The organism is Gluconobacter vitians, from assembly GCF_015244565.1.
GTDB lineage: Bacteria > Pseudomonadota > Alphaproteobacteria > Acetobacterales > Acetobacteraceae > Gluconobacter > Gluconobacter vitians.
Map to the genome: position 1 here is coordinate 1 of NZ_JABCQG010000004.1, position 17242 is coordinate 17242.

16 protein-coding genes are annotated in these 17242 nt (G+C 59.4%); all 16 read left to right on the plus strand.

Going from position 1 to position 17242, the window contains the following annotated elements; all coding sequences use genetic code 11:
- Positions 1 to 245: hypothetical protein (locus HKD24_RS04075; protein WP_228124161.1), on the plus strand; the 245-nt coding region annotated here is incomplete at its 5' end.
- A 72-nt stretch (positions 246 to 317) separates the two neighbouring features.
- On the plus strand, positions 318 to 755 hold the full coding sequence (locus tag HKD24_RS04080) for a hypothetical protein (protein ID WP_194259129.1): 438 nt from the start codon (positions 318 to 320) through the stop codon (positions 753 to 755).
- 188 nt (positions 756 to 943) lie between these two features.
- Positions 944 to 1132, plus strand: a complete 189-nt coding sequence (locus tag HKD24_RS04085) for a hypothetical protein (protein ID WP_194259130.1) — start codon at positions 944 to 946, stop codon at positions 1130 to 1132.
- A 1-nt stretch (position 1133) separates the two neighbouring features.
- Positions 1134 to 1778, plus strand: a complete 645-nt coding sequence (locus HKD24_RS04090; protein WP_194259131.1) for a hypothetical protein — start codon at positions 1134 to 1136, stop codon at positions 1776 to 1778.
- 12 nt (positions 1779 to 1790) lie between these two features.
- Positions 1791 to 6530, plus strand: a complete 4740-nt coding sequence (locus tag HKD24_RS04095) for a transglycosylase SLT domain-containing protein (protein WP_194259132.1) — start codon at positions 1791 to 1793, stop codon at positions 6528 to 6530.
- Positions 6527 to 8149 carry a hypothetical protein gene (locus HKD24_RS04100; RefSeq protein WP_194259133.1) on the plus strand — a complete coding sequence of 541 codons (1623 nt, stop codon included), beginning with the start codon at positions 6527 to 6529 and terminating at the stop codon, positions 8147 to 8149. Before HKD24_RS04095 ends, HKD24_RS04100 begins: the two co-directional genes overlap by 4 nt.
- Before the next feature lie 3 nt (positions 8150 to 8152).
- A complete protein-coding gene (locus HKD24_RS04105) occupies positions 8153 to 8926 on the plus strand; it encodes a hypothetical protein (protein WP_194259134.1) in 774 nt (257 codons plus the stop codon).
- Positions 8927 to 8928: 2 nt separating this feature from the next.
- Positions 8929 to 10011, plus strand: a complete 1083-nt coding sequence (locus tag HKD24_RS04110) for an H-type lectin domain-containing protein (protein ID WP_194259135.1) — start codon at positions 8929 to 8931, stop codon at positions 10009 to 10011.
- A complete protein-coding gene (locus HKD24_RS04115) occupies positions 10011 to 10424 on the plus strand; it encodes a hypothetical protein (RefSeq protein ID WP_194259136.1) in 414 nt (137 codons plus the stop codon). The genes HKD24_RS04110 and HKD24_RS04115 overlap by 1 nt, the downstream gene beginning before the upstream one ends.
- Before the next feature lie 67 nt (positions 10425 to 10491).
- Positions 10492 to 10836 (plus strand): hypothetical protein, encoded by a 345-nt coding sequence (locus HKD24_RS04120; protein WP_194259137.1) that lies wholly within the window; start codon positions 10492 to 10494, stop codon positions 10834 to 10836.
- 6 nt (positions 10837 to 10842) lie between these two features.
- A complete protein-coding gene (locus tag HKD24_RS04125; RefSeq protein ID WP_194259138.1) occupies positions 10843 to 11346 on the plus strand; it encodes a lysozyme in 504 nt (167 codons plus the stop codon).
- 48 nt (positions 11347 to 11394) lie between these two features.
- A complete protein-coding gene (locus HKD24_RS04130) occupies positions 11395 to 11727 on the plus strand; it encodes a hypothetical protein (protein WP_194259139.1) in 333 nt (110 codons plus the stop codon).
- Positions 11728 to 11808: 81 nt separating this feature from the next.
- Positions 11809 to 12309: a hypothetical protein gene (locus HKD24_RS04135; RefSeq protein ID WP_194259140.1), complete on the plus strand. Its 501-nt coding sequence runs from the start codon at positions 11809 to 11811 to the stop codon at positions 12307 to 12309.
- Positions 12310 to 12385: 76 nt separating this feature from the next.
- Entirely contained in the window at positions 12386 to 13153 is a 768-nt protein-coding gene (locus HKD24_RS04140) for a C1 family peptidase (RefSeq protein WP_194259141.1), read from the plus strand.
- Positions 13150 to 13755 (plus strand): hypothetical protein, encoded by a 606-nt coding sequence (locus HKD24_RS04145; RefSeq protein WP_194259142.1) that lies wholly within the window; start codon positions 13150 to 13152, stop codon positions 13753 to 13755. The genes HKD24_RS04140 and HKD24_RS04145 overlap by 4 nt, the downstream gene beginning before the upstream one ends.
- Positions 13756 to 14443: 688 nt before the next feature.
- Positions 14444 to 17224 (plus strand): Hint domain-containing protein, encoded by a 2781-nt coding sequence (locus HKD24_RS04150; protein ID WP_194259143.1) that lies wholly within the window; start codon positions 14444 to 14446, stop codon positions 17222 to 17224.
- Positions 17225 to 17242 lie beyond the last annotated feature (18 nt).

The following is a 17242-nucleotide window of genomic DNA, read 5'->3' on the forward strand; positions in this document are numbered from 1 at the left end:
CTCTGGGCACCTCCGCGGTCAGTTCCGGAACTGGAATCAATGCCGGGATGGGAACCGTTCCTCTTTGGATCGGTGGCCAGCCAAATTGTAACACGGGGGCCCAGGCAGGCAAGACCGCTGCCCAGACTGGCACAGTGCAGCATGCCTTTACGGGGATCTGGGACTACGCCCTGCCGGATACGGAATTGTCATCCGTCCAGTCTCTGCTGCAGTCCTGGGGCAAGAAATACGGCAAGTCTCTCTGACTGCCGACAAGCTGATCTTCGGCGGGACTACATCCTGCCAAAACTCTCTCAAAAAATACTGGAAAAATTAACATGGCCAAGCTGTCAGCCTTTTCGCGCGATCTCGCCAAGGTTTCCGAAGGCGAGGAAATCGAAGTCGGTCCGGAAGACAACACCTTCTTCATCACCACACGCGGCTTCACGCCGGCATACCGCGACACGCTCTATGCGCTGCGCCTGGAAGCTGCCCGCGACCTGAACCGCTCGCAGCGTGCTGGTGCCGGTTTCTACACGCCGGATGCCCTACCACCGACCACGGATGACGTCTGCCAGGGCAAGGCAATCGCCCGCCAGTGCGTTCTGGGTGTGCGCGGACTCGATGGCGCGGATGACCAGCCGGTGAACGTCGATGATTTCCGCGACATGCTGGAAAGTGGCAACTACCCGGCCCTGACCACGCTCGCCATCATGGCGGCTGGCCGCGTCGGCAGCGATCGCGCCAAACAGGCCCAGGCTGCAGCGGGAAACTGATCGCGGCGCTCCAGTGGGAACTGGAGTGGAGCGCCTTCGCCGGCGAAAACGAGCATCCGGATATTAGGGAAACGGCCCTGCAATACCGGGTCCTTCCTGATCCGTGGAATGAAGTTCCCTGGCGGGCGTGGCATGAGCTCCAGCATGACCGCGCCTGGACCATCGATGGGCTCGGCGCATCGATGGGCATGATCCGTGTCGTCTCCCGGCCAGGGCCCATCTCCTGGCTGGCAATCGATCGCTGGTGTGAAGCCAACGGCGTGTCGGACGAAGACCGGGTTTACGTCCATGACCTGATCCGTGCGCTGGATGCCGTGTTCCTGAGACATCGCAATCAGGCGATCACCCAGGACATGCAGACTCTCATGAGGAAGTGACATGGCGTCTCCGCGCAGTGTGGCCCGCAATATCCGCCTGTTCCGGGATCAGGCGCTGTCTCCGGCCGCACAGTCCGCACGACTGGCGGCCGTTGCCATCAAGGCGCGGGATCAGGCTGTCCGGAGCGGCGACGCACCGCCGCACTGGGTGACGATTGTGGATGGCCGGCAGGGTGCGCCGGAGACGTCTGTCCAGCCGGATGGCTTCATTCTCTACAAGTTCAACGTTATGGGGCTGGCGGCCCAAGCGGCGCTCCAGTTGTGCAAGGACCGCTCTCCGGTGCGATCGGGGCGCTACCGCGACAGCTGGACGGTAGTGGTTGATGGCAGGCCCTTGACGCAGGACGTGGCGGACATCCCGGAAGGCGTGTCCGTCATGATCGTCAATCCGCAGCCCTATGCGCGCAAGATCGATACGGGTGCGATGAAAAACATGTCGGTGCCTCCAGGCATTGTCGATGCGGTCCGCAAGCTGGTCCAGCGCAAGTTCCCGACCGTGAACGCGGCCCGCGCCTTTGTGACCATCCCCTCCGGCCTGATGGAAAACGCGCCCTATGTCCTGCGGCGCAGTGCGGGGCGCAGCAAGAGCCGGGCAGCCGGCACATCCATGACCTATCCGGCCATGATCCTGACAAAACGAATCTGAAGGAACGCGACCATGGCAACGGTTGAAGAGATCGAGGTTTCCTACCGTAGCCAGATCGCCTCGCCAGCCCAGGCTGATGCCGCAGCGCTCGATGCGGTGGCGGATGGCCTGGACAAGGTGGCCGACAGTGCCGAGGTGACGGACGAGAGGATCCAGCGCAGCACCAAGAGTGCTGTCGGATTTCGTAACAGCCTTGATACGGTCACGAAATCTGCCAATGCTCTGCAGAATGCCCAGAACAAGCTGGTCGAGGTCCAGCAGGCCGTGTCCGACGGTGTGCGCCGCGGTGAGATTACACAGGCAGAAGCGACACGCACGATCGATGCGCAGGCTGCCAAGGTCCAGAAGCTGACGCAGGCCCATGAGGCGGCGGTCCAGTCTTCCAAAGGTGCTACGGCGGCCGTGGCCGAGACGACAGAAACGGCCCGCATGTCCAGCCAGCAGATGGGCATCCTGGCAGACGAAGCGCATAAGTTCTTCGACCAGATCATGGCAGGCGGATCAGCGTTCCAGGCAGCCTTCTACCAGGTGCCGAACATGGTCCAGGTCATGGGCGGGTTTGGCAGCGCGGTCGAGATGGTCACGGGCTTCCTGGTCGGGCCAGCTGGTCTGGCGCTGGCGGGCGCGGCAGCCGCCGCTGCCGTCTATAAGGTCGGATCCTCGGCCGAGGCCGAGCAGGAACAACTGGCGACGCTGTCACAGCACCTGCGGGCCGCCCGCGACGATTACACAGCCATGGCGAACGCAGCCGAGGTGGCGGCGCGCCAGCTCTCTGCCGGCAGCGGCCTGTCGCTCGATGACAGCCGCAGCGTCACCACGACCTTTGCGGCCGTGCCGACGATCGATAGCTCCAGCCTCACCACCCTGTCGCAGCAGGCGCGGGATCTCGCGGAAGTCATGGGCGAGACCGTACCGGAAGCTGCCAAGGAAATGGCGGATGCCTATGCTGATCCTGCCAAGGCTGCGCAGGACTTTGCCGACAAGGGTCTGCTGGGCGTGCATCAAGGTCTGGTCACGCAGGTCAAGGATCTCCAGGACAGTGGCAACCGGATGCAGGCCTGGCAGCTGCTGATGCAGCAGCTCGGATCCGCAACGCAGGGTGCGACCGATCAGGGCCTGACGCCGTTCCAGCAGGCGCTGCGCAACCTGAAGGATTCCTGGGACGGTCCGATCCAGGGGGCCAAGCAACTGACATCCGCCATCGGTGACGGGATTGTCGCGGCTGCCACCAAGGGCATCAATGCCCTGGCGTCCATGGGCTCCAGTCTGCAATCCGTCAAAAAATGGATGGATAGCTTCCAGCCGGACCATGTCGCCTATGAGGCCCATCAGCAGCAGATCCAGCAGGGCAGCAGCTCGGGCATGTCTGGCCTGATCGATACGGTCGGCCAGCAGATTGGCGCGCCTTCGGACGTCATCTCCCTGGCGCATCGGATCCAGCCAGTCGAGAGCTCGACGGGGCAGTATGATCGCAATGGCGCGGTCGTGACGTCCTCGGCCGGGGCGATCGGTGGCATGCAGGTCATGCCGTCCAACGCGGCCGGCAATGACCTGACGGATCCGACCGGAAACGTCACGGCAGCCGAACGTCTGCTGGTCCGCCTGTATTCCAAATACAGCGGCAATGAGCAGCTGGTCGCCATGGCCTATAACTGGGGCGAAGGGAACGTCGACAAATACCTGCAAGGGCAGGCCACGGTGCCGCAGTCCGTGCAGGACTATGCCCAGAAGGTGACGGGCGGTCAGACCTATGGCGCGACCACGACGGCGGCCATGCAGGGCAAGGTCGATGATGCTCTGAAGACCTCGGACAGTTCGACGGCGTCCCAGGTGACGGATCAGACCAATGCCATCAAGCAGCTGACGTCTGCCCAGGAAGCGCTCGATACGCTGCACAAGGCCGGCGCCGTGTCGGATACCGATTATGCGGCGAGAACGCAGGATCTGACGCAGCGCCTGATGGCACACAAGGGCGCGCTGAACGAGCTCCGGGATCCGATGCAGGAGCTGGCGCACCAGCAGCAGCAGGCGACCGATGCCGCCTGGGCTGGCACGGCTGCACAGAAAGCCATGGTCCAGGTCGACCAGCAGGTCGAGGAAGCCGCCCGCAAGATGGGTCAGGCCCATGCCACGGCAACGCAGATGCTGGAAGCGGAGTCCAACGAACAGCAGGTCCTGACGGGCGAGTTCAATAGCGGCATCGATGCCATGGATCGCAAAACGGCGGCCCAGAACACGCTGCTGTCGTCCTATGATGCCAGCAAGGGCAGCCTGGACGACTATCTGCGCTCCGTTGAAGCCTCCGAGACGGTCCAGGCAACTTCGATCGCGGGTACAAAGGAACAGGCCCGTCAGACGGCCGTTCTCACGGACGCACTCAAGCGGCAAGCCGCAGCGCAGGTGGACATCACGACCGCCCGCAAGGCCTACAGCCAGAGCCTCGATCTCAGCTATATCAAGGCTGAGACGGATGCGATCGGACAGGATTCCGATGCCGTCTCGGTGCAGATGGCCGTCCTGAAAGAGCGTAACTCGCTTCTGGAGAACGGCGCGGATCTCACGTCCAAGGCCTCGCAGACCGATCTAGAGAACGTCGCGGCGATCCAGACGGCCACGAACGCCTACCAGAAGCAGCAGGACACGCTTAACGAACTGACCAGCGATATCTCTTCGGCGGCCGATACGCTGTCGAGCAGCTTCACGCAGGCCCTGGTCAACGCCTCGAATGGCGGGGTGACGTTCAAGTCCGCCATGCAGGGCGTGGAAAGCCAGATCATTTCCCTGGTCGCCAAGCTGGCGCTGATCAATCCACTGCTGACGGCAATCGATGGCAAAAGCCGGACGACACTGGGCGATGTCTCGTCCATTCTCTCGGGTGGATCCGCTTCGGGTGTCACCAGCTCGAATGCGATCAGCGCCTATTCCGGAGGCTGGGGCTGGAATCCGGTCAGCTCGGCCGGATCCTCGACCAGTTCTGCCAGCAGCCTTGGCGGTTCGACGTCCTGGCTGTCTTCGGGGCTCAAGACCAACCTGTTCGGGACTGCCACGGTGGGCAACTCGATTGCTGGGATTGGCGGGGGTATGGCGCTGGGATCTTCTGTCGGCTCGATGATCAACAGCAATCATAAAACGGGATCGACTGTTGGAAGTGCCGTTGGATCAGCTGCGGGTGCCGCGATTGGAAGTATCATTCCCGGTGTCGGAACAGTCATTGGAGGTCTGATCGGGGGACTTATTGGCGGCGGTGCTGGTAGCCTGTTCGGTGGCCACGCCAAAAACCCGTACACGATCGACCAGGTCATGACGACGGGTGGTTCGCTCTCGCTCGGAAAGACCTGGAATCAGGCCCAGACCGATCAGATCACGGAACAGCTCAAGTCGGACATCTCGTCCTTCAACAAGGTTCTGTCTGCCGAGGGAGTAAGCATCGGCGGCGGCGATGGCGGGCTGCTGGGAACGGTCCGCGATGACAAGAACAACAAGGACAAGTCCCTTCAGTCCGTCTCGCTCACGGATCTGCTGAAACAGGCGACCTACAGCACGTCGGACGCCACGTTCCAGCAGGCCCTGCAGCAGGGACTGCCGAGTGATGCGACCTCGGTGTCGGATTACACAACCGCGATCCAGAATCTGAAGACCATGGCTGACACGGTCGATCAACTGGGCGTGGCCGTCTCGAAGTTCAATTCGGACGGCACGGTCACGGTCAGCAATTTCACCCAGGCGACCGGAGATCTCAAAACGGCACTGGATACCGCGCTCGATGGCAAGACGCTGTCGACTTCAGATCTCCAGACCCAGATCTCCACCATCACCACCTTCGTCAACACGACCATGCCTGGGCTTCTGAGTGCTACGGTCTCGGGACAGCAGTCCTGGGTCGAGCAGATGACGGCGCTTCGGGCAACCTATGACGCGGCAGGCTCACAGGCGGCCAGCTACGGGCTCGATGGTTCTGCCATCAACGCGAAGTTCAACAGCCTGTATCAGGAGGGCTTCAATGACCAGCTGACCACGCTCCGGCAGAGCGATCTGTCCGTCCAGGCGCGCTATCAGACTGCAACGGGTGACGATGAAGGCTCGGCACTGACAAGTTTCGACCTCAGTGCCGACCAGCAGCGTCAGCAGCTGGCCGACAACTGGAAAAGCTTTCTCGGGGATTCCTATGCGTCCCAGCAGGAATACATCAACCAGTCGGCCGATCTGGAAAAGACCCTCGCGGCTGAACGTCTGCAGATCCAGGCGCAGTATAACGGCACCTCGATTGCCCAGATGAAACAGTACCAGGACCAGGCAGAACAATCCCTCACGTCGGTTTTCTCCAGCCTGACAGATTATGCCCGTGGACTGAACACGTCTGACGCATCGCCGCTGTCTGCCCAGGCGCAGTATCAGGCCTCCAATGACAACCTGATGAGCGATTATCAGGCGGCTATGGGTGGGGATTATGATGCCCTGTCACGGATCCAGTCTGATTCCAGCACCTTCCTGACTGAGTCGAAAACCTATCAGGGATCTGGCGTCGGATACGCGAATGACTTTTCGCAGGTTTCGAACATCCTGAGCGCTCTGGGCAAGGCCGACACGGACAAGCTGACGGCTTCCCTGGTCACGAAGCTGTCCCAGCAGAGCATGGACGTCATGAAGGGCATGTCGGACCAGCTTGGAGATCTCGCAAAAACGGTGGCAACGATGCAGAAACAGATGCAGCTGAAGGCTGTCACCGATGCAACCCGACCGAGGGCTGCATGAGGTTCCGGGCTGTCGAAATGGACATCGTGCTGCCGGCTGTCGTTCAGCCTGGCACGGTTCCGGGCTGGGGCAGCGTTCCATGGGGTGCGCTGACCCAGCTTCCTGATTATCCGGAATCAAAGGAGACCCTGCGGTTCTCGGATGGTGGTTATGTGGATGAAACACATGTCGCCTATCCGCCCTATGTGACCCAGGCGCTCGATCTGACACGGTCCCTGACCCTGTCAGCCGATGCCATGGGCGGATCCTACTCGATCGGGATCCTGACCCTGACCAATCCAAACGGCGTGCTGGACGGGCTTCTCCAGACCCGTGTGAACGATCATCTGCCGGTCCGTATCCGTGAGGGTGTGAAGACCTGGGATGCAGACCGGCAGATCTGGCTTGATCCTGCCTCCAGCGTGATGCGGCCGGTGTTTGCCGGCCTGGGGAAGAACTGGCAGCCAGGGCTGAACAGCGTCTCCGTGACATTGCTCGATGCCACCTACTGGCTCGATGTCACCATGCCCACCCAGGTCTATGGTGGGACGGGCGGGCTCGATGGAGACAGCAACGTCGCGGGCCGGGATACGCCTCGTCTGCGCGGCAGGGCGTGCAACATCACGCCGCTTCTGATCGACAGCACGAACTACGTTTATCAGGTCTCTGATGCGCCAGCCGTAATCAGTGCCCTGTATGAAGGCGGTTTCTCTGGCGGCATCGTCTATGCCGGCGCGGTCGATGACCTCTATGCGGCCTCTCCGGATCCCGGCACCTATGTCGTGCAGTCGTCCGGGACGGGCACATGGGTCCGGCTTGGTACAAAACCGGTTTACGGCATCACGGTCGATGCAGAAGGGCATTTCCGGTCAGGGGCAACACCCATCAATGTCCTGGATGTCCTCTATCAAATGCTGATCGAGGATCTGACCCTGCCTGCGGCCTATGTGGACGACGGCTGGTCGGCTGTTTCGCAGAAACTGCCTTACCCGGCCGGCTGGTACTGGGACGGATCAGACAGCGTGACGGGACGGCAGGCGATCACCACCATGCTGTCCGGGCTCGGGATATCAATGGTTCCGACGCGGACAGGCACTCTCCTGCCGATCCGCATGTCAGATCCGGCCAGTGCGGGCGACGCGGTCCTCACCCTCACTGCTGACGTGATCTCGTCGATCTCTTCGGTAGCGCTGGACAGCAGCCTTGATCCCCCGACATGGCGCTGGCGGATTGGATGGCAGCACAACTTCACAGTCCAGACCTCGGGCTCCAATCTCCACCCGCAGGTCTCGGCTGATCGACAGTCCCTGATTGCAGAAAGCGACCGGGCTTCGATCTGGTTTGATACAGCGGTCAAAGGATCATGGCGGGTTCCAAATGACCCGGCCCTGATCACCACGGCGCTGGCCAACCAGGCTGACGGCCAGGCTGTCGCAGACCTGCATGGAGCGCTCTGGGGAAAGCGCCGCCATCTCTGGGCAGTGGATGTCCCGCAAGCCATTGCCCTGCAGGTCGATCTGGGCCAGCCGGTCCAGCTTCTGGCACCTGTACCGGGAGCTGCAACGGGCGTTCCAGGCATTGTCGTCAGCGAGCATGTGACGTCTTCGGCAAACACCACCACCCTCACAATACTGGTCTGATCAATGGAAAACTGTGGTTTCGGCTGGCAGAATTATCTTCTGTCCGCCACGCTGACCGGCAATGGCGTGTCCAGCCTGCCCGTCAGCAACCTGCAAAACCAGCAGGGCGCAGCAAGTCTGGCATGGCGCATCACGGGGGAAGGATCGGGCTGGAGCGCGGATTTCACGGCTAGATTTCCGTCTGTTCTGCCGATCAGGGTGATCAGCCTGCACCGAACAAACCTGTCGTCTAAAGCGCTATGGCGGATCCAGGTTCATAACGACACGACCGTCGTTTTTGATCAGAACATGCCCTGCCATGTAAGCAACGGGCAGTGCCTGTTTGTCCTTCCAGCTGAAGTCGCAGGAAATACCGTGGAAATCACGGTCTGGAACGTCAGCAACCCGGATGGCTTTATTTCCTTGCCTCTGGCCTATGTTGGCCCGCTCTGGCAGCCGCAGCGCAACTATGCCTCCAGCAGCACGGAAAGTCTGACGCTCGGTCAGCAGAGCACGACCATGCTGAACGGCGCCGAATTCGTCGATGCCCGTTACGTCCAACGTGGTCTCTCGATCGTCCACGAGTCCTATGGTGACGCTGACGTTACTGTCCTGCGGCAGATCCAGCAGGCGGCAGCCAGCGGGCAGAACATCCTGTTTCTGCCCGACCCGTCCCAGGCACCGGCAGATCTGGCCAGTCAGGCAGTTTTCGGCCGCCTCGCGGGCGGGGATCTGTCCAACCCTTACGGCCCGACTGACCGACACGCCCAGACCTTCACACTGACAGAGAGGCTATGATCATGGCAGCTCCACAACTTCTCGATATGGTTCTGGAGACAGTGACCAATCCGGGAACGTCTTCCTTCGTGCTCAATGGTGCCGTTGCCGATCGTCGCTCTTTTGCAGCAGCCGCTCCTGCTGGCGGTCAGGTCTGCTATTATGCGGATGATGGCACGCAGGCTGAATGGGGTATTGGCGTCCTGACACCTGGGAGCCCGAATACGCTCTCCCGCCAGACGGTGATTGGCACGACCCAGAACACGACACAGGCCCTGAATTTCACGGGCACGATCCGGGTCTATTCCTTCCTGCCGGCAAAGCTCACCCCGGTTCTGGACAATGATGGCAGCCTGACGCTCGGTACCATGACCGTCACGGCCAAGATGATCGTCCCGCCCGTGGATGACTGGACCGCGCAGAAAGCTGTCGGCGCTGCTGATGCGGATGGACGATACATTCGCCGATACGCTGATCCGCAGGCTGCCTATATCGATCAGATGACCGTGCGCAGTGGCGGTGTCCTGGCGGCTCTGGCGAATGAGACGTGGTTCACCTTTCAGCCAAGCGGCGACTATGCGACGAACGGCGCCCTCAAAACCGTCTCCGACACGGCATCATCAGCGCTTTCAGCAGCTGGCGGCGCCCAAGGGACTGCCAATGCAGCCCTTTCGGGGGCTCAAAGCGCACTCAATACCAAGCTGAATGCTACGGATGGGACAGCGACCCGCATGGCAATCAGCTACGGGACGATGAAAGCGCAGTTCCAGGACGATGGGACCTTTGTTCTGTATTCCGGGGACACGCCTGTTTTCAGTGTCAGCAGCAGCGCCATCAACTGGAACGGACAGAGTTTTGCCTTTCTGGACTCGCTGCCCATGGACGGCAGCAAGAAGATCATCTTCGACCAGGTCGCGGGGGTTGCTGCGGGCGGGCGGGTCAACTTTCCATCCTCGTTTTCTTCGCCTCCCAAAGTCATTGCACAGAACTTCGGAACGGGTGATGCCAACTGCCACACGGCCACAACGGATACTGGGGGATTTACCCTGCACATCAACAATGGCGGTTCAACTGACATCACTTACTTTGCGATCGGCGACAAATAATGGCGGACGTAAAAACAGATTACCCGGCCCGATATTATGTCCAGAGCGACAGTACAGGATACATCACGCACTGGTACGATACCTGGGATATGGGAAATATCGAGAGCGTCCCTCCTGCGGCATCGCTGCTGGCCGTCACTGAAGACCAGTGGAACGATCCGACCGTGCATGCCGCCCTTGGCGTCGGTGTGAAGAATGGTGCGATTGTCGCCATGACCTATGTTGTTCCTCTGGCAACGCAGGCCAAGGAGGAGATGTCCTGGATCAACCAGCAGGCGTCCCTGGCATCGTCCATGGGAGAGACCTTCACCGATGCCATGAGATCCTACGTCAAAGCCATCCAGGCAATCGCAAACGGATCCGATACGACAAGCACGGCTCTGCCGGCGCGGCCTGATGTAATCATGGTCTGATCATTTCCTGCTCCGCTTTTGACCTTTCTGACAGCTGCCTTCGGGCGGCTTTTTTTATGGAAAAACCATGCCTGACACACAAACGGCCGCTCCGGTCGCAAGCTTGCCTGCATCTCTCCCGCCTGCAGAGCGGATCCGGGTTCTCGAAGACCGATGCCTCACTTTGGAGACCAGGCTCTCCAGCGTCGACAGCAACCAGTCCGACCTGCGGACAGAGATGCGGCATGAAATCGCCTCGCTGCGGAGTGAGATCGAGGCTTTGTCGAAGTCCATGGAAAACAGCAACCGCCAGATCAACGGCAAGCTTGATCGCCTGTTTGGCGCGCGGGCCGTGGTGACGGCCGCCATTACGCTGCTGACCTCGATCCTCGGCTCTGGGGTCGTGCATATGGTCGTCTCGATCGGGAAGTAAGGCGCTATGCACGAAACTGCTGTCGTGCTGGCCACAGCACTCCTCAAGCGCCCTGGCTTCGAGGGCTTCCGGTCAAAGCCCTATATCTGTCCGGCCGGATGTTGGACCATTGGCTATGGCAGCCGGTGGCTGAAATCAGGGCAGCCCGTCACAGCCAGGACGTCGCCCATCAGCGAGGCTGATGCGGCAAGCCTGCTACTGCATGCGGTCATGGCCTGTGATGTCAGCTTGTCGCGCCTGGTCCATGTTCCGCTGTCAGACGTCCAGCGGGCTGCCCTGCTGTCCTGGCAATACAACGTCGGTGCCCCGGCCGTGGAAAGCTCCACGCTGCTGCGGAAGCTGAACGCGGGCGACTATGCCGGCGCAGCTGACGAGCTGCTGCGCTGGGACAAGGCAACCGTCAACGGCCATCTGGTCGAGCTGGCAGGGCTTACCAAACGTCGCGCCTGTGAGCGGGACGTGTTCCTGGGCAGGCAATCTGTGCTCACGGCTGATCTCTTGCCTGCCTGACTTATGATGCCGCCCTCGAGGCGGTTTTCTCATATCTGGAGAACTGAAATGGACTGGACTTCCCTGTTCCAGACGGTCCTGCCGTATCTGCCTGCGCAGTATGCGGGTGATCTCGTCTCGCTTCTGACCTTCCTGATCGCCGCAGCCGCTCTGGCGATGCGGTTCTGGAAGCCGCCTGCAGCCGGCAGCAAGCTCGCGCTGCTCTACAAGGCCGTTGCAGAGCTGGCCCAGTCCAAGGGCTGGAACACCAACGCCTACCAGCCCGATGCCAAGGCCCTGATGATCTCGGCCGATGCTGATCGTACGGCGGCAGCCGTCAGGCTTGGCCTCGATCCAGCCTCCACCCATCCGAAAGCAGGTGATCCTCCCAAGGCCGCCTGATCCGAAGGAGACAGGCCCCGCCTGTCAGACCGTTTTTTTTCATGCCGCCCCTGAGGCGGTTTTTTTATGTCTGGAGACATCATGCGCAATCGCTTCCTTGCACTCGGCCTCGGCGCCGTCCTTCTTGGTTCCACGGCCGCCTGTACCACGACCCCGACCACGGCCAGCTTCAACACGGCCGCGCTCAATAATGACGCCACAGCCATCGCCTATGCCGTCCAGACGATCGAGAGCATTCCGGATCTGGAAAGCCACCTGTCGGCCTCGGACAAGGCCAAGTTCGACAACCTGGTCGCGCAGATCAAGAGCGTGACGGCCCAGGTGGCGGCTAACTCGAATGGATCCATCACGGTGGCGACCGGCAAGGATTGGGCCAAGTCGCTCGGCACGGATCTCGAAACCCTGCTGGCGATCGCCACGCCGATCGTGAAGGCCTATTCGCCGTCCGCTGCCACCTACATGAGCACCGTTCAGGCGATGATCCCGCTGGTCGAGGCGCTGGCCGGTGTCACGGCCGCTCCGTATGCCGCGCCGGCACAGTCTCCGGAACTGATCCGCGCCCGGATCTATCAGGGCGTCTGACCATTTTCGCTACGTCCCGAAAAAGGGGAGCGGCTTCGGCTGCTCCCCTCTTTTTTTGTTTCCGGAGATCCCGCACATGAGTGCACCTTTTGTCGGCGACCGCCGCCTGGGCAAGCGTGCCCCCAAACATGACCCGCGCACCTATCGCCTCGGCCGGGTACTGGCCGTGCGTCTGCCAGCCGTTCCGGCCGAACGCGACTGGTCGCAGAACGTGCCCTATCAGATGTGGGGCAATGACCGCTTCGGCTGTTGTGCCTTTGCCGCGCACGCTGCCCTGGTGGCGACCTGGACCAAGGCAGCGCAGGGACTGGTCATGCTCTCGACCGAAACCGTGCTGCAGAACTATGCGCAGGTCACGGGTTTCGATCCGGTCACGGGTGCAAATGATGGTGGCACCATTCTTCTGGACGAACTGAACGCCTGGCGCCGTAATGGTCTGCATCGACCGGGTCAGACACTCGACTACCTGACGGCCTATGGCTCGATCATGACGACCGATGTGCAGGGCATCAAGCGCGCTATCGCCTATCTCGGCGGCGTATTGGCAGGGGTTCAGGTGCCACGAGGCTTCCTTGACCTCGGTCTGGGAGAGACATGGGACTGGGATGCCATCTCAGACCATACGCCAGCCGGTGGCCATGCCATCGCACTCGTGGGCTATAACGCGGACGGCGTGTTCTTCAACACCTGGGGCGCTCGCACCTTCATGCCCTGGGCGACCTTCACGCGGATCGCAGACGAAGCCTATGGCCTGCTGTCGCGGGAGAACTGGCTGGGCGTCCCTGGCACGGCTCCAACCGGTGAAGACTTCGACGCCCTGCTGGCGGAAGTGCAGGCGGCATGAGAGCGCTGGCACTCTGCGGGCTTTTGGCTCTCTCGGCCTGCTCGGCCGGATCCGTTGCGCCCGTCACGATCAGTCAGGCCATCGCTGGCGTACAGGCGGACCTTACGAAAGCTGGCGTCGTCAGTGTGTCCGGAGTCCAAAACTGGACAGCTGATCAGGCTGCCCGGTTCGATGCCAACGTACGGGCGCTCCAGTGCGCCCAGCATACGTCTGACCCGGTCGTGGCGATGATTGCTGGTCCGGTGACGATGGATCTGTCCGGGAGCTTCAGCCAGTCAGGCCAGTTCTCCGTCTCGGCCTCAAGTCTTACCCCTGTTTTTGGATTGCAGGCCGATGCCAGCCGGTCAAAAGGCCAGAACCTGAATGTGCCGGTTGAGTTCATGCCGTTATCTGCCCTGCCAGCAGCAGAGGCTGGACGGCAGGTCGGCTATGCTGGGGGCTTACTTGGCCAGAGTGATGCAGTCAGGGCTGAGACGGGGCAGCGCATCGAAGCTGACCGGAAGGAATTGGCCGCACATGTGGGGCTGCTTATTTCAGGGCACAATGACAGCTGCATATCGGCGCCTGAACGCCCATTCGTAGGTTTACATCATGCGATCTGACATCAAATTGTTTTACAAAAGTGTCCTAAGTCATTGATTCTAGGTGGTGGCAAATCAAGTGTTTTACATTGTAACCGGTTGATTTTATTGAAAAGGTCTATATCTCTCGCGGACACCATTTCCCGGACATGGCGAAAATGGTCAGGGTCAAATATCGAGCGATCCTCAATGTCTGAACTTGCAAGAAATGCTGATGAGTTCAGCTGCAATCCGCTGCCAGAAGCCAAGATTTAGGTTTGACACTCCGACGATTCGTGCGTTGACTTTCCGTTGTAGATATTTGACGGTTTGACGCGATAACCCACTGTTTTACATGGGTTTATATAGTTGCGTCAGGTCCACCATCACACAAAACTCGACAGCGGATTGTGTATCCCGCTCCGCCATACTGCAAAGAACGCAGATGGCCCGCTCCTGCATGTAGCCATTGCTATGCAATTGCGGAACAGTAACCGGAAATATTATGCGATAGACAAAGCATCCGCATTGAAGCCCCCTGCGGGACTTGCGCTTAACCTTTTATAAACCTGCCGCAAATAAATATCCGTCATGCCCATCGCAAGCTGGCGATAAGATCGCGGCAGACATCGCGCCGCCCTTGCTTGTCAGTTCCAAACCCCTCCCAGAGAGGCCTTGAAGCATGACGACCGTTTACTGGACTGGTGCCGTATCAGACGATTTTTACGGTATGAATTCTGATGGAAGCCAGTCGAACTGGAGCGACAACTCCATCCCGCAGGCTACCATGGGACAGACTGTCGTCATTAGCGGGACTGCAGAATCCCCGGCCACTGCGGTCGCCAGCCAGCCAACTGTCAGGCAGATCCTTGATCTGACAGTCGGCGATTACGGCACACTTGAAATTCTTGCAGCTTCGACATCCTCCGCCGCCGGATATGTCTTCTCAACGCATTCTCTGGACATTACCTCCAAAGGAACGGTTGTCATCAATACTGCGGCACCGGTCGAACTCGGCGCAAGCTGCACAGTCGATGGCACACTGACGATCCTTGATAACGCGCAGTCAATTCTCGATAACGATTCCATTTCCGGAAATGGAACACTGAACTTAATCGGCTCTCAGCTGGGTACAGTCAGTCATCCAGTGGCAGTGGCCGGAAACCTTGCGGTTGTCCTGCAGGATAATGCCACGTTCTATGCCAGTCTCGCAGGCAGCACCGGATCGGTCACTTTCGACACGAACACCCTAAACACCTTGGTTCTGGACGATAGAGGCGGAACAGTCGGCACGGCTTTCTATGGCGTTTCCGATAAATCCCTTTTTGCCATAAGTGCTGCGGACGGTGTTGTTCCTGTCTCTACTGTCTGGAACCAGAATCCCGACACCGCTTCCTGGACGGTTCAGATCAACTCGGCCACAGGCACAATCGTAACGCTCAAAGACGTCCATACAGCCAGTGGTTTCATACCCGGAACCGCCACCTTCAGTCAGGACAGCGCTGGTAACTACATCCTCACCGAGAGCAATGCCTCGGATTCCGGTACCATTGCGAGCGCTGCTCCGTTTACAGATACGACCAATACCGCTCCCGCAGGACTGGCCGCCAATTACGATAACACCCACATCCCAAATACCAATCACTTCTGGCCGGCAACAGCCACTACTGCGGATAATCGGGCCGATTACGCAGACAGTTCCAATTGGGAACTGAAAACAACGCCATGGGAAAGTCCCGCAAACTCGGATAATTTTGACACCTATGACAAGGCAGTCGTCTATGGCGTCATTTCCCAGGCCAATTCAGTCCAGATTGCCAGTTTTACCCTCTCGGGCAATGCTGACATCCTGATTTCGGCAAAGACTTCTGGTTCCGGATACGCCTTTGCCACTGCAAGCACGTCAATTTATAGCGGCTGCACCCTGACCATCGATACACCTTCGGGCGTGGAACTGGGCGAAAGCGTCCAGATCGAAGGTACAATGAAAATCGAAAACAATCAGGGAAATGTCATCCTTGATACGCAGGGTCTGTCCGGCGGAGGCACCATAGATGTCATAAATTCGACATTTGGATCAGAAAACATTCCCGTCGGGCTTTCTGTTTCAACGCTTAATATCCAGCAGAACAGCACTGTCTATTTCAAAGCCCGCTCATTTCCAGATAATGTTATTTTTGATAATAGCTCAAATACAGTCGTTTTTGACGGAAACGAAAATACGATCTCGGCTTCCTTCCAGAACGTCAGCTCCAAAACATCTTTTATCATTAACAATGAGAGCACTCTTCCTTGGAATCATACTCCGGTTTCCGCAGCCTATTCGCTCAATGACGATGGAAGCTACACCCTGACAATCACACGCTCAGACGGGAGCACTCTGGTTTTCAGTGATATTCAGGTCGCCAACGATTTTACCCCGGCAGCGACGGCAGATGTATCCCAGCTCCCCGATGGAGACTGGATCATCTCGACCGCGCGACAGGACACCTGTTTTCTGACCGGTACCCTGATCCGTACCAACCGTGGCGATGTGCCGGTTGAAGATCTGCAGATCGGCGATCAGGTGGCTGTGCTTAACGATGAAAAAGCATTCCGTCCCATTATCTGGACAGGGCATCGCGATACGAGTGTAAGCACGTCGGAGTACAATGAAGAAGCGGGTTATCCCGTGTGTATCCGGGCCAATGCCTTTGGAAATCACGAGCCCGCGCGTAATCTTTTTGTTACGCCTGAGCACTGTCTCTATATCGATGGCGGCTTTATCCCGGCCCGAATGCTTGTGAACGGGACCAGCATTTTTTACGACCGTTCCATTACACATTATCGGTATCACCATTTCGAAACCGACAGGCATAGTATTGTTCTGGCGGAAAATCTTCCTTCGGAAAGCTATCTCGACACGGGCAACAGGCAAAGTTTCACGACCGGTGTCTCTCCGCTCTTTGTGCCCGAAAAATCCTGGAACGATGCCGTCGCCCCTCTGAAAGTCGCACAGGATCAGGTTCAGCCTGTTTATGAACGATTGTGTGAACGCGCAGAGCGGCTGGGCATGGGTCGTCCTGTCATACAGGCCACGACGACCGACCCCGGACTTGAAGTCTTCACACTTTCAGGACAGCGCCTGCGCTGCATGCGTCACACCGGTGACCAGTTCCTGTTCGAACTGCCTCCCGGGATCGAAACCGTCACGATCCGGTCCCGAACGTCCCGGCCCTGCGATGTCGTCGGTCCGTTCTGTGATGACCGGCGCACTCTTGGCGTTCTCATCGGGCATGTAAAACTTTGGGATTCACGGGAAAGCCGTGGCATCGACACACATCTGAATGCAGACCTGCCCGGATGGCACCCGCAGGAACATCCCTCCCTGCGATGGACCAAAGGCTCGGCAACCCTGCCTCTGGGATATCGTGAACCGACCGGAAGTGGTGTTCTGTGTCTTCAGATCGTCAACGGTGGCCCGTATCTGCTCGCGTCAGAAGGCCAGTTGACGCAGGCTCTGAGCGCCTGAGCGACCAGAGCCTGCTGT

Coding starts and splice junctions, on each gene's coding strand:
- HKD24_RS04080 (WP_194259129.1), top strand. CDS start 318: ATGGCCAAGCTGTCAGCCTTTTCGCGCGATCTCGCCAAGGTTTCCGAA.
- HKD24_RS04140 (WP_194259141.1), top strand. CDS start 12,386: ATGAGTGCACCTTTTGTCGGCGACCGCCGCCTGGGCAAGCGTGCCCCC.
- HKD24_RS04115 (WP_194259136.1), top strand. CDS start 10,011: ATGGCGGACGTAAAAACAGATTACCCGGCCCGATATTATGTCCAGAGC.
- HKD24_RS04085 (WP_194259130.1), top strand. CDS start 944: ATGATCCGTGTCGTCTCCCGGCCAGGGCCCATCTCCTGGCTGGCAATC.
- HKD24_RS04105 (WP_194259134.1), top strand. CDS start 8,153: ATGGAAAACTGTGGTTTCGGCTGGCAGAATTATCTTCTGTCCGCCACG.
- HKD24_RS04095 (WP_194259132.1), top strand. CDS start 1,791: ATGGCAACGGTTGAAGAGATCGAGGTTTCCTACCGTAGCCAGATCGCC.
- HKD24_RS04145 (WP_194259142.1), top strand. CDS start 13,150: ATGAGAGCGCTGGCACTCTGCGGGCTTTTGGCTCTCTCGGCCTGCTCG.
- HKD24_RS04130 (WP_194259139.1), top strand. CDS start 11,395: ATGGACTGGACTTCCCTGTTCCAGACGGTCCTGCCGTATCTGCCTGCG.
- HKD24_RS04110 (WP_194259135.1), top strand. CDS start 8,929: ATGGCAGCTCCACAACTTCTCGATATGGTTCTGGAGACAGTGACCAAT.
- HKD24_RS04150 (WP_194259143.1), top strand. CDS start 14,444: ATGAATTCTGATGGAAGCCAGTCGAACTGGAGCGACAACTCCATCCCG.
- HKD24_RS04090 (WP_194259131.1), top strand. CDS start 1,134: ATGGCGTCTCCGCGCAGTGTGGCCCGCAATATCCGCCTGTTCCGGGAT.
- HKD24_RS04135 (WP_194259140.1), top strand. CDS start 11,809: ATGCGCAATCGCTTCCTTGCACTCGGCCTCGGCGCCGTCCTTCTTGGT.
- HKD24_RS04120 (WP_194259137.1), top strand. CDS start 10,492: ATGCCTGACACACAAACGGCCGCTCCGGTCGCAAGCTTGCCTGCATCT.
- HKD24_RS04100 (WP_194259133.1), top strand. CDS start 6,527: ATGAGGTTCCGGGCTGTCGAAATGGACATCGTGCTGCCGGCTGTCGTT.
- HKD24_RS04125 (WP_194259138.1), top strand. CDS start 10,843: ATGCACGAAACTGCTGTCGTGCTGGCCACAGCACTCCTCAAGCGCCCT.